Origin of the sequence: Bacillus sp. FSL W8-1143 (assembly GCF_037965155.1) — a bacterium.
Classification (GTDB): Bacteria; Bacillota; Bacilli; order Bacillales; family Bacillaceae; genus Bacillus; species Bacillus pumilus.
In genome coordinates, this window is the sequence record NZ_CP150182.1 from 277,140 (window position 1) to 290,362 (window position 13,223).

At 40.9% G+C, this 13,223-nt stretch carries 11 protein-coding genes; 7 read left to right on the forward strand and 4 right to left on the reverse strand.

Features of this window, described 5'->3' with window-relative positions; all coding sequences use genetic code 11:
• Window positions 1-42: 42 nt before the first annotated feature.
• A complete protein-coding gene (locus tag NSQ36_RS01575) occupies window positions 43-477 on the reverse strand; it encodes a MarR family transcriptional regulator (RefSeq protein ID WP_335365095.1) in 435 nt (144 codons plus the stop codon).
• A 261-nt stretch (window positions 478-738) separates the two neighbouring features.
• On the opposite strand from NSQ36_RS01575, the gene NSQ36_RS01580 reads away from it, so the two are divergent.
• The 4 genes from NSQ36_RS01580 (at window position 739) to NSQ36_RS01595 (ending at window position 5,134) form a co-directional block, all read left to right on the forward strand.
• Window positions 739-2,247: an AMP-binding protein gene (locus NSQ36_RS01580; RefSeq protein ID WP_106032908.1), complete on the forward strand. Its 1,509-nt coding sequence runs from the start codon at window positions 739-741 to the stop codon at window positions 2,245-2,247.
• Between the two features lie 66 nt (window positions 2,248-2,313).
• Window positions 2,314-3,696: an amino acid permease gene (locus NSQ36_RS01585; RefSeq protein ID WP_339206556.1), complete on the forward strand. Its 1,383-nt coding sequence runs from the start codon at window positions 2,314-2,316 to the stop codon at window positions 3,694-3,696.
• A 100-nt stretch (window positions 3,697-3,796) separates the two neighbouring features.
• Entirely contained in the window at window positions 3,797-4,162 is a 366-nt protein-coding gene (locus NSQ36_RS01590) for a VOC family protein (RefSeq protein ID WP_339206558.1), read from the forward strand.
• Window positions 4,163-4,273: 111 nt separating this feature from the next.
• Window positions 4,274-5,134 (forward strand): alpha/beta hydrolase, encoded by an 861-nt coding sequence (locus NSQ36_RS01595; RefSeq protein ID WP_106029660.1) that lies wholly within the window; start codon window positions 4,274-4,276, stop codon window positions 5,132-5,134.
• 163 nt (window positions 5,135-5,297) lie between these two features.
• Here the strand turns inward: NSQ36_RS01595 and NSQ36_RS01600 are convergent, their stop codons facing one another.
• The gene (locus tag NSQ36_RS01600) at window positions 5,298-6,725 is read right to left on the reverse strand and encodes an alanine/glycine:cation symporter family protein (RefSeq protein ID WP_003216901.1); all 1,428 of its coding nucleotides are present in this window, start codon (window positions 6,723-6,725) and stop codon (window positions 5,298-5,300) included.
• A 33-nt stretch (window positions 6,726-6,758) separates the two neighbouring features.
• Entirely contained in the window at window positions 6,759-7,739 is a 981-nt protein-coding gene (locus NSQ36_RS01605; RefSeq protein WP_008342152.1) for a glutaminase, read from the reverse strand.
• A gap of 516 nt (window positions 7,740-8,255) precedes the next feature.
• On the opposite strand from NSQ36_RS01605, the gene NSQ36_RS01610 reads away from it, so the two are divergent.
• The 3 genes from NSQ36_RS01610 (at window position 8,256) to NSQ36_RS01620 (ending at window position 11,765) form a co-directional block, all read left to right on the forward strand.
• Window positions 8,256-9,542: a sensor histidine kinase gene (locus NSQ36_RS01610; RefSeq protein ID WP_310427412.1), complete on the forward strand. Its 1,287-nt coding sequence runs from the start codon at window positions 8,256-8,258 to the stop codon at window positions 9,540-9,542.
• Between the two features lie 4 nt (window positions 9,543-9,546).
• Complete coding sequence (locus NSQ36_RS01615) at window positions 9,547-10,488, forward strand: response regulator (protein WP_251191177.1); 942 nt, start codon at window positions 9,547-9,549, stop codon at window positions 10,486-10,488.
• Between the two features lie 191 nt (window positions 10,489-10,679).
• A complete protein-coding gene (locus NSQ36_RS01620; protein WP_339206561.1) occupies window positions 10,680-11,765 on the forward strand; it encodes an SEC-C metal-binding domain-containing protein in 1,086 nt (361 codons plus the stop codon).
• Window positions 11,766-11,819: 54 nt separating this feature from the next.
• On the opposite strand, the gene NSQ36_RS01625 is transcribed toward NSQ36_RS01620, so the two are convergent.
• Window positions 11,820-12,860: a DUF4352 domain-containing protein gene (locus NSQ36_RS01625; protein WP_339206563.1), complete on the reverse strand. Its 1,041-nt coding sequence runs from the start codon at window positions 12,858-12,860 to the stop codon at window positions 11,820-11,822.
• Window positions 12,861-13,223: the final 363 nt, after the last annotated feature.

A 13,223-nucleotide genomic window follows, 5' to 3' on the forward strand; every position in this document is an offset into this window, starting at 1 on the left:
GACTGCAAAGGTTGAAAAGAGGACAAAGGCTTAGGAATGTTCCTAAGCCTTTAATGGCTCGTCCATCATTTTTTCGATTAATTCAAAAAATGTTTTTTTATCTTCTTCTGAAAGGTGGTTGAACAGCTGATTGACAAGCAGCTGGCGGTTGTCAATCATTTGTTTTGCAATTTGTTCACCTGATTCAGAGAGTTCAATCCATACAGTGCGGCGGTCATTATTATTTCGAGAGCGAATAATCAACCCTTCATCTTCTAAGTGATTGAGAGCGGTTGTTGTTGCAGAGGGAGATAATGAAACTTCCTGCAGAATATTTTTCACAGTACATGATTGATGACGATAAATGATGCGTAAAATAAACCCTTTCACATTCGTGACGTTTTTCGGAATGTTCTCTTCATCTATTTGTTTCGTCGCCTTTAAATACTTTGTCAGCGCATGGTCTAATAAACTTGCCTCTAGCTCGAAATGTTGCATTCTCCATACCTCTTTTCCTATTGCATTCGCATTTTCCGATCAATTACTAGGTCTATCTTATCATAATAGTTATCATCATTTAAACCAAAATGGAAGACGGCTATAAAATTACCTATATTATCAATTAATATAAAGAACAATTCCAAATTGAAATGATTTTACTTTCAGCTGGTTTTATTTTAGAATGTGAATGAGATAAAATCTGCCAACCCATTCACTGGAAATTGGCTATTGTAAATCAAACGTTTGGAGATGAAGATATTGAATACATTACAGGCATTACTTAACGACAGAATGGAACGCTCTTCACAAATTGAAGCGGTAACTGGCGGGGGTGTGTCTTATACATTTGAAGAATATGCAAAGCGTATTGACCAGCTCGCTCATTATTTACATCAAAAGGGGATTCGAAAAGGGGACCGTGTTTGCTTTATTTGTCAAAACCATCATCACTTTTCAACAATTATGCTGGCAGCCATTAAAGCAGGTGCAGTCGCAGTTCCGCTTAGCTGGCAGCTTACTTCTTTTGAGCTGGAAGGTATTTTGAAAAAAGCAGAGCCAAAGGCTTTATTTTTTGACCGTGAATTCCGTGACATCATTGCGGCAGTGAATGTGTCTTTAGAAGATTGTCTGATGGTGGAATCCGGTGCCAATGCGAATACAACACAGCTGTTTGAAGACATGTTGGCTTCAAATGATGGAAGTAACCTTGCTGAAGAGGTATCAGAAGAGGATCTAGCGATGATTTTATTCACCTCTGGGACAACGGGAAATCCAAAGGGCTGTATGGTCGGACATGGACGAATCTATCAATTTTTAACAAGACATGGGAATCGAGGATTCGATCTGAAAGGAAAACGGTACTTGGCGAGTCACCCTCTGTATCATATGAGTTCGATTAATCACCTGATCGCAGCTGCGATTGAAGGATATACGCTTGTCTTCTTACATGATGCAACACCGAAGCGCATTTTAGAAACGATTGAGAAAGAAAGAATTACGTTCATGATGGCTTTCCCATCAGCTTACACGTACATGCTAGAAGAAATGAAACGCGGTTCGTACGATCTCTCATCTTTTGAAATTGCGATTTCTGGCGGTACGAAGGTGCCGGTACGCTTAATTAAAGATTACAAAGAAGTAGGCATTCAGATGATGCATGGCTATGGAAGTACCGAAGCATGGGTTGTGAGTGCGTGGCATCCAGCGATGGGCGAGGATAAAATGGGCTCTGCAGGTAAAGTGGATCCGGATGTAGAAGTGAAAATCATGCACCCTGAGACAGAGGAGACATTGCCAGCTGGAGAAATTGGCGAAGTCGTTATGAGAAGCCCATTCTATTTTCTAGGCTACTATCATCAGCCTGACGCTACAGAGAAGGTGCTGAAAGATGGCTGGTTCCATATGGGAGATGCAGGCTATCTAGATGAAGACGGTTTTCTTTTCATCACAGGGAGATACAAAGATGTGATTCTGTACGGTGGGGATAATATCTACCCTGACCAAGTAGAAGAGGTCATTGATCAAATTCCAGGTGTGATTGAATCAGCTGTCATTGGGGTACCAGACGAATTATATGGTGAAGTGCCAAGTGCGTATATAGTAAAAGACGATTCTGTCGATTTTTGCGAAGAAGATGTGGTGAACTATTGCCAGGAACGTTTGGCAGATTACAAAGTGCCCTCCATTCATTTCACACAGGAGCTGCCAAAAAACAAGCTTGGTAAAATCATGAAGAAAGATTTACGTGAATTGGTTGTGAATGCGTAGTACCTATTCTGCTATAATGAAATTTGAATGATTTTTTGTTTTTCTAACGTTTTGGAGGGAAAGGGTTTGCGACATATTCTACGTAAGAAACACATTCACGATTTGTTAGAACAGAGCAGGCAGCAAAAGGTAAAGAAAACGCTGGGCGGGCTCGATCTCACGCTCCTTGGTATAGGGGCAGTGATTGGCACGGGGGTCATGGTGTTAACCGGAATTACAGCGGCTAAGGATGCAGGGCCGGCTGTCATTTTTTCCTTTGCCATCGCAGCGATTGTGTGCAGTTTGGCAGCACTTTGCTATGCAGAAATGGCTTCAGCACTGCCTGTATTCGGCAGTGCGTACATTTATTCATATACAACGATGGGTGAGCTTGTCGGGCATCTAATGGGATGGACGTTATTGTCCGTTTATATGCTGACTGCTTCAGCTGTCGCCAGTGGCTGGTCGAGCTATTTCAACAGCTTGCTTGACGGGTTTGGAATTTCGATTCCCCATCAATTTTTAGCGGGACCTGAACAAGGCGGATATATGAATCTGCCAGCCATTATCATTGCCTTACTGATTGCGTGGATCTTATCTAGAGGAACGAAGGAAAGTAAAAAATTCAATAATATCATGGTGTTTGTGAAACTCGGTATTATTGTTCTTTTCATTGTAGTAGGCGGGTTTTATGTACAGCCATCCAATTGGCAGCCGTTCATGCCGTTTGGTGCAGAAGGCGTCATTGCTGGTGCTGCTGCTGTGTTTTTTGCCTTCTTAGGATTTGATGCGATTTCTGCTTCTGCAGAAGAGGTGAAAAATCCGCAGCGGAACCTGCCAATTGGCATTATTGGCTCATTACTCATCTGCACGATCATTTACATTGTCGTTTGTTTGATTATGACAGGTATGGTGCACTATACAAAACTGAATGTCACAGAGGCGATGTCCTATGTCTTGCAAAGTGTACATCAAAATAGTGTAGCCGGTATTATTTCTGTCGGTGCGGTCATTGGATTGATGGCTGTGATTTTCGCCAATAATTATGCAGCAACTCGAATTGCCTATGCGATGGGACGAGATGGTCTTTTGCCGAAAGTGTTTTCGAAAACAAACAAAAGCGATACGCCTGTTGCAAGCATATGGATGATTGGCGGCATGACAGCTGTTATTTCAGGGTTTATTGATTTAAAGGACTTGTCCAATTTAGCGAATATCGGTGCTTTATTGACGTTTGCAATGGTGAGTTTATCTGTCCTCATTTTGAGAAAGACACATCAGCAGCTTGAGAGGGGATTCCGGGTTCCATTTGTGCCGGTCTTGCCGATTATTTCAATGGGCTGCTGCTTGTTCCTTATGTTCAACTTACCAGGCCGGACGTGGCTTTACTTTGGTGTTTGGCTGTTAATCGGTGTTGTCATGTACGCAGCGTATTCAAACAAACATAGTGAATTAGCGAAATCTTCATGAGAAAAAGGTGCAAATCCGTTGACGATTTGTGCCTTTTTTCATACGATTTGGGATAAGCTATAAAAGAGAAGATGGACGGAACAAGAGGAGGATGAGGGGTATGATTAGTGTTAGTCCTTATATTGTGGTAGACGATGTGAAGGAATCTCTTCAATATTATCAAGGGATTTTTGGCGGTGATATTCATATTTTAAATGAACATCAAGACCGTGTGCTGCATGCAGAACTGCACCTTGGAGAATCGCTGCTTCACTTTTCAGATACGTTTGACCGCACACCAAAGCCCGAGAATCTCAGATTGATTATGCAGTTTGACAATGAAGAAGAACTAAAGGCTGTATATGAAGCGCTAGAAGCTGATGGAGATGTACTGGTCGAATTACAGGATACGTTCTTTGGCGCCCTTCACGGGCAAGTACAGGACCGCAAAAATGGGTTGATCTGGGTGCTGAATTATATGCAATAAACCAAGACCTTCACCTTCGTGAAGGTTTTTTTGGGAGTGCTTTTATTTTCTGAAAAATGGGAAATATGCTATGTTGGAAGAATAAAGAACAAGGAGAAAGGTGGCAAAGGGATGGAGCAAATTGAATTTCAATCAATCCAAACAAATGGTGTAACACTTCACACAGCAATGGCTGGACCTGAGGATGGCCCGCTGCTTATACTGCTACATGGATTTCCTGAGTTCTGGTACGGCTGGAAGAATCAAATTATGCCCCTAGCCGAGGCAGGTTATCGTGTCGTCGTTCCTGATCAAAGGGGCTACCATCTAAGTGATAAGCCAGAAGGAATCGAATCCTATGTATTAGATCAACTGAGAGATGATATCGTAGGGCTGATTAAGACGCTTAGTCCGAATCAAAAGGCGATTGTGGGTGGTCATGATTGGGGCGGAGCAGTTGCTTGGCATTTGGCATCCACACGTTCTCAATATGTAGAGAAACTAATCATTGTCAACATGCCGCATCCGCGGGTGATGATGAAGGTTCTTCCATTTTATCCCCCGCAGTGGAAGAAGAGCTCCTATATCGCATTCTTTCAGCTTCCGAATGTGCCAGAGGCAGCTCTTCAGGAAAATCACTTTCAAAAGCTGGATGAAGCCATTGGGCTGACTGCAAGACCCCATTTGTTCACGAAGGAAGATGTATCAAGCTATAAGCTGGCTTGGACGCAGCCAGGTGCCATGACCTCAATGCTGAATTGGTACCGCGCCATCAAAAAGGGCGGCTTTGAAAAGCCGATATCAAAGCGCATTTTAGTACCTGTTCGCATGATCTGGGGGATGGAGGACAAGTTTTTAAGCAGAAAGCTGGCGAAGGAAACGATGAAGATTTGCCCAAATGGACAACTAATTTTTGTCGATGATGCTTCTCATTGGATCAATCATGAAAAACCAGAAGTGGTGAACAAACTCATACTCGAATTTTTGAACTAAAGAAAAAAGCTCTGATCAGAGGGGGAAACTCACTCTTGTCCCCATAGAAAAAACACCTCCATGTTTTATTTCGGATCACAACGATCCGTTTTCAAACTTGAAGGTGTTTTTTATTTGTCTCATCTTATGGGGTCAGTCCCAAGAGGACCAGAGCTTTTTTGATTTAACCGATTCGATTCTTTTTCAACGAAGCAGGTTCGTCGTCCCAGCATTCAATTTTCTCATTGTTTGGAACGACATTTTTATAGAAGACAGGATCCTTGCCTTCTTTTTTCTGTCTCGTATAATCCTTCAATGCTGCAAAGGCGACCTTAGACAGCATGGTGATGGCGATGAGGTTGACGATGACCATGAGTCCCATGAAGAGATCGGCTAGACCCCACACGAGAGGAACAGTAGCAACTGCACCGAAAAGAACCATTCCAATAACGGCAATTCGATAAATGTTAAGCCAAACTTTGTTGGCTCCAAGGAATTCAATGTTCGTTTCGCCGTAGTAATAGTTACCGATTAATGTACTAAAGGCGAATAGGAAAATCATGATAGCAAGGAATCCAGAGGCCCATGGTCCAATGTGCTGACTGAGTGAAGCCTGTGTTAATTCAATTCCTTGCAGGTTCGTTGTTTTGTATGCATCAGAGAACAGGACAAGGAAGGCTGTGCTTGTACAAATAATTAATGTATCTGTTAACACGCCAAACGCCTGAATTAATCCTTGTTTTACAGGGTGACTTGTCACAGCTGTTGCTGCTGCGTTAGGTGCACTACCCATACCAGCCTCATTCGAGAAAAGACCGCGTTTAATCCCTTGTAATAATGCGCCGCCTAATGTTCCACCAGCAAACTGTTCAAACCCGAAGGCGTGTTTCACAATCGTACTGATGACACCAGGAAGTTCAGTGATATTTGTCACAATAACAAAGAATGCAATTCCGATATAAGCTAGAGCCAGCACAACGACAATGTATTCAGAAGCTTTTGCAATGGCTTGGATTCCCTTGAAAATAATTGCTGCAAAAATAACAGCCATCACAATACCGACTGTTAAACGGTCTAATCCAAAGGAGTTTTCAAAAGCGACAGTGATTGTATTTGATTGCACCGCATTAAAGACGATTCCAAAAGAAATTGTAATCAGAATCGCAAATAAAATTCCCATCCAGCGCTTGTTTAACCCTTTTTCCATGTAATAAGCAGGTCCACCGCGGAATCCTGTTTTATCTTTCACTTTATACACTTGGGCTAACGTACTTTCAACAAAGCTTGAGGCAGAACCGATAATCGCTACGATCCACATCCAAAAGATTGCCCCAGGTCCACCAATTGCAATGGCGATGGCAATCCCTGTGATATTCCCTGTTCCTACACGTGCCGCCATACTGATGGCAAATGCTTGGAACGGTGATATTCCTTCTTTTTCTTTTCTTCCTTCTTTCAGGACACGCACCATTTCTTTAATCATTCTCACTTGCAGGAAGCGTGTTCTATATGTGAAGTAGACACCAACTCCAAGTAACAGAGCAATGACAATATAAGTCCAAATAAAATCATTTGTATGTGTTAAATAAGATAGCAAAGCTTTTTCGTTCATAACATCACCTCTTCGAATTCATGACTGTTCATTTTAAAAAATACTGAGATCCCACTCTTTTGCGAGCTTTTTCAGCATCATGACACCGGTAATACTATTTCCGCAATCGTCAATGGCGGGACCATAAATACCGATTCCGCAGCCTGTCTGAAATGGGAATTCTCTTCTTGCGCTTGGCGGAACGCAAGCCATAATTCCTCCAGACACACCACTTTTGGCTGGAACGCCTACGAAAGCAGCAAAATTACCAGACGCATTATACATGCCGCATGTCAGCATCAATGCCTTTGTTAGTCTTGCGATATCCTTTGGAATGACTTGGACCTGTTTAAAGGGATGATAGCCATCACTTGATATAATCAGCCCAATCAAGGCGATGTCCTCTGTTGTAACCTCGATGGAACATTGCTTTAAGTACACTTCTAATGTGTCCTCGACATCTGATTCTAAGTAATTGGTTTCTTTTAAATAATAAGCAAGTGCCCGGTTGCGATGCGCAGTTGCCCATTCTGATTGATAAACCTCTTCATTAACAGAGGGACGCTTACCTATTAAGTTTTCGATTAAATCGAAAATATATGCTAGCTTTTCTGTAGAAGTCTTTCCGGGAAGGATGGAGGATACGGTAATAGCTCCAGCATTAATCATTGGATTAAAGGGCTTCCCTGGTTTATGCATCTCAAGACGGTAGATGGAATTAAATGCATCACCAGTTGGCTCTACATCTACCCGATCCAAGACGTATGGTACGCCTCTTCCTAAACAGGCAGCTATAAAGCTGATGACTTTTGAGATACTTTGCAGGGTAAAGGGAACGTCCCAATCACCATATCGTACAGATGATCCATCTGGGCCTATCACGCTGATACCAAGTTGAGAGGAATTCACTTTTCCGAGTGCTGGAATGTAGCCAGCATTCTGTCCGTTTTTGTAATACGGACGTATTTCTTCTGCCCATTGATCAACAGAAGACTGGCATGCGTGTTGTGTATTATTAGAAATTGCTGTTTTCATACGATTCCTCCAATCAAAAATCAAAAAGTACCCTATTGAATTGGCGGATGACAAAAAATGCGATCAAATAGGCACGAAAACATGTTACACATCTTCAAAGAACTTGTCATGCGCTGCTTGTACCACTCCTTTACACCTAAATATATGTTCAATGAAGGCTTTGGCGGCGAAAAAACAAAAAGGGTTTTTAGTGAAAATTCAGAAAACGCTTACATATAGTTTCACTAAAATTGTTCATTCAATTTATCTTGGAAACTACACAATCTGACGAAAATCTACAGAAAAACTTACAAATAAAAATCGGTTTGTCGATCATTGTCTAAACAATTCCCATTATTGTAGACAATCACCAAAATGCTGAATAGCTGAAAGGTCACCATGGCGCCTCGGTGAATAGTCATAAAAAAGGATTTTGAGGAAAGAAGGAGCCGTGAAAATTATTTTTTTGTACGTTGTGAAGAAAAGAGTCTCCTTGTATACTGTGGCTATGCAAAAAGGGGAAGGGATGTCAGTCATTTGAGTTTAAACCAGCTTGTTAAAAAAGACGCATTCATATTAATTTTTATGGTGGTTATTGTGCCGCTTGCAGGAGAACTGAAGTTTTATCCTGTGAATGAAACGTTCCGGATCAGCTTTGGGGCACCTGCGTTTTTCTTTTGTTTATTACTCTTAAGGAAATCTAGACCGTTCTTGCCCGGGTTTTTAACAGGCGCAGCCATTGTGCTTTTTCGAGTAGGTTTAGATCTGATGCAGCATCATGCTGATCTCGCTACATCATTTTATCAGCAATTCCCAAGTTTCTTTTTTTATTTTACATATGCTTTCTTGTTCTTTGCCGTCCGTACGGGACGTTTTAAACAGCGTTCTATTTTTATTGGGATCATTGGTCTCATGATTGAATTAGTGGCTGATTTTGTTGAGCTGTTTGTACAATTTTTAGTGTTTGATACGACGATGACGCTATCAAAGCTGAGTGATATGTTTCTCATTGCGTTTGCTCACAGCTTTGTCGTAATCAGCTTTTTTAATATGATGAAGCTGTATGAGGCACAATCAAGAGAGAAGCAGATCATGAAACAAAATGAGCATATGATGATGGTCATTTCAAATTTATATGAAGAAACGGTTCATTTAAAGAAAACGTTAAAACATACAGAGCATATTACGCAAGAATCATACAGGCTTTATCGTCTCTTGCATGAACACGAAGCAGGGAAGAAAGTGAGTCAGGAGCTGTTGAAGCTCGCAGGAGAAATCCATGAGGTGAAAAAGGACAATCAACGTATTTATGCTGGGCTTTCGAAGCTGATTTCTAAGGAAAATATGCAAGACTATATGAAGGCGGAAGAGCTCGTTCAAATTGTCCTTCGCATTCAAGAAAAGTATGCGCTCTCTCTAGGGAAAAACATCTCCTTTACATCTGATATAAGAGGCATTCATTTGCATGATTATCATGTGTTCATTTTCTTATCGCTCATTAATAATTTAATGGCAAATGCGGTTGAAGCCATAAAGGATGACGGAATGATCTCACTCGTATTGAAAGGAAATCATGATAAAATAGAGATTCGGATTGAAGATGATGGCCCGGGGATTCCTGAAAAAATGAGAGAAATAGTATTTGATCCAGGCTATACTTCTAAATTTGATGCATATGGAACACCATCAACTGGGATTGGCTTATCCTATGTGAAAGAGCTGGTTAAAGAGCTTGGCGGTACAATTAAAATCGAACAAAGAGAAACAAGGGGAACGGCTTTTCAGCTACTCCTTCCTATACAAAATTTAATACAGAGAGGGTGAGTGTATGCGATTTTTCATTGCAGATGATGATCGTGCAATACGCTCGATTTTAGGTCAAATCATAGAAGATGAAGATTTGGGAGAGGTCGTGGATGAAGCCGATGACGGAGTGGGATTAGAAGCACATTCATTGAACCTAAAAAAAATAGACATCCTTCTGATAGACCTTTTAATGCCTGCTAGAGATGGCATTCAAACGATTCGTCATATTCACCCTGAATTCAAAGGTAAAATCATGATGATTTCCCAAGTAGAGGCGAAAGAGATGATGGCAGAAGCCTATGAATTAGGGATCGAATATTATATTCATAAACCTGTCAATCGAATTGAGATCGTCAGTGTGATTCGAAAAGTCATAGAGCGGATCAAACTCGAGAAATCGATTTACGATATTCAAGCTTCCCTTCGCCATGTGCTGCCACTAGAGCCAGTGACTTCTCATAATACAACGGGTGCTGGGTTGAAGAAAAGGACGATGAAAGAGGCGGGGGAATTTCTCTTATCCGAACTAGGAATTGTTGGAGAGAGCGGATCTAAGGATTTACTAGAGATCCTGATCTACTTATATGAAACACAGTCAGCCAATTCTCATGAGGTCAATTTCCCGCCGCTAAAGCAGCTCTTTATCAAAACAGCGGAGAGGAAGCTGGATCATGGGGCGACCGATGTAGAAGTGATGAGGGAAGTGAAAGCGGCAGAGCAGCGGATTAGACGCGCTATTCATCATTCCTTGAATCATTTTGCTTCACTAGGATTAACAGATTTCTCGAATCCTAAGTTTGAGCACTATGCATCGAAGTTTTTTGACTTTACCGATGTCAGCCAAAGAATGAAAGAAATGCAGAAAACCTCTTCATCCGCAGGATCAACGGGCAGAGTCAATACGAAGAAGTTTGTTCAAATCTTTTATTTTGAAGCAAAGCAGCTATTTGAGGGAATGAGCTGAAGAAAATCTATTGGAATGATTGGAGAAAATAAACAGAAAAAGACCGCTATTCCTATGATCTGTCGTGATCTTCAAGTATCTTTATTATTTAACTGATCATTCTGATTTTTCTTTTTTCTTGAAAATAAAACTCTCCTGTGCAATCGTTTGTTAAAATAGTGAGGTTAGACTAGAATGTCGGAGGTTTTATTTTGGGAAAAATTAAACGAAATGCGCTCTGCCCTTGTGGAAGCGGAAAAAAATATAAACATTGCTGTGGTCAAAAGTCAGGCGTAGAACAAACGTCTGAGCTTGTGTTTAAGGAAGCTGTACAAGTTCAAAAGGATTTAATGAATTACGCATTCTCTAAACATCAGAGAGCCATCAATCAATTCATTAATGATTTTTCTTTTCTTGCAGATATGGATAAAGAAACGCAACAAATCTCAGTCTTTCATTTGAGTGTATGGGGCATCTTCTTCCGTCCATTAACGGATCAGAAAGAAACCATCTTCCAAGAATTCCTGACAAAGAAAGCGGAGGATATTACCCGTCCGAAAACAAAACAAGTGGTTCAATCATGGACAGACATGGAGCCATCTTTGCTTTTATTAAATGAAAAAACGGACGAGTCTCTTTACTTTGAGAATATGGTGACAGCTGAAAAGGTTGAAGTAGATGTAAAACCGGATCAAACAGTGCTGCCTGAAAAGGGAAGTCTCGTGCTGGGATTCCCTGTTCAATTTGAAGAAAAAGCAGAGTTTTTCATTCAATATACGATGTTTGCGAAAGAGTTTACAGATACGCTTCTTCTTCAAGTTCGTCAGCTTGTTGAAGCATTTGAGGCAAATGGAGGAACGCGCAGCACATTTATGAGAGAATCATTCCCTGACGTGTTGAAGTGCATGTTTGCAAAGCAAGAAGTAGAAGAATCAGAAACATCTGCTCAAACAGAAGGCGATACAGGTCTAACAGCAGATCGCATGGACTGGGCGAGTGACGTTCAACTGGAAACAGCTAAGCTGATTGAAGACGGAATGAAGGAACACGGGGACCAAAGCTTGACTGATGGCGCTTTAACTGTGTGGAAAGCCTATTGTGATCAGAAATCACCTGTGATCCGTAAAGCAGCATCATTTGCTGCGGGAATCGAATATTACATTCATTCACTTGCAAGCGATGCCCCGCTTTCTCAAGCACAAATAGCGAAAAAGTATGGCATTAGTGCGTCTACTGTATCGAGCCGTTTTAAAGATATTGAAAAAGCGGTGAAAGAAGAACAAGAGGCGACGGTATAGCATCAGAAAAGACGCGGCACCTTCATTGGGCCAGCGTCTTTTTTTAGTTCATGATTATCTTGTTTTAATAAAACCACTCATGTACTGAGATGTATTATAATCGTTAAGGTCAATTTTCCACTGACCATCCCCATTACGTTTCATTTTCACTTCGTATTCAGCCGGGCTGGAGACTGGAGGAAGCTTTTCGAATTCAGATGCGTACAAGTTTAAGCTTATCTTATACAATTCTTCTTTAGAGCGGATCTTGCCGTTGTAAAACTCGTCTCTTTGCTTGTCCAGCTTGTCTTTTAAGTTAGAAGCATCAATGCCTGTTACTTGAGCGACAACCTTCGCCTCGTCATTAGAGATGGTTTTTACACTTGTTTCTACTTTGGTTTTATCCTTCATGGTGTCTTGAATCCGTTTGTACATAGACAGGATATCACGGTCACTTACTTCATTGCCGTACATCCCAGCGCTTCTTTTGAAGTCTTTTACGAACATGTCGTGGTATTTATTCACGACATCGGATTGGTTGTCACCTGTTAAATCTGCAAATTGATCGTTCTTTTTGTCAAATACAATGATATCCGTATAAGCGGATAGCGCTTTTGCAGGGTTATCCAGCTTTTTCGCTGTATCCAGTATTTTGTTTCCATCTAGGTCGATTTCGATCGAATCACTGTTTTTCTTGATGCTGTCTTGGTACACGAACTGATATTTTTTCCCTTTGTCTACTAGGAAATAAAGAGCACCTGATTGTGATTTTCCTTTGTTCAATGAACCAAGGTCAAGACGGTCTTTACTGCCGTAAAATTTTAAATCAGATACTTTGGCATCGTCCTGATAAAGGGAGAAGTCAGAGCTATATAATGATAGAGCTTTGTCACCTTTGTTTGTAATCGTCAGGTTGATTTTTAGCACCAATTCGTTGTCTCTTAGCGTAGTTGTTGAGTCTTCTGGTAACGTATATTCGTAGCTATCGACTTTTACCTCTGCTGTTTTTGTTGATTTTTGATCAGTGTTGCTTGATTTTGCTGAGCTCTGGCAAGCTGCAGAGATGATCATCACGAACGAAATCATGAGGAGTGCACTTATTTTTTTAAGATTCACAGTTGATGCTCCTTTGCTTTTCTTTCGTCATTTCATTCCCGCTATCTGACTATGAAAAAAGAAACAGATAGGATGGTATATTCGGGTGTTACAGGGGAAAATCTCCTTATGACGATTTGCACTTTTCATTCTATCGAAATTCAATCATGATGAGGAATAGGTTTTAGTCCCTATCTTTGAAAGGAATTTACACAAAAGCCAATAATAAAAGGAAATGCGTAAGTCTAATATACCGGTTAATAAGGATTAATTTGTAGATTTATTATCGGTTTTAAATGTTTTTTACGTAAAAATCTTGAAGTGAGGGTGTTGGTGCTTCAGAGAGCAGGATACTTGAATGTTGGAAAGGATTCATGGGAAAAT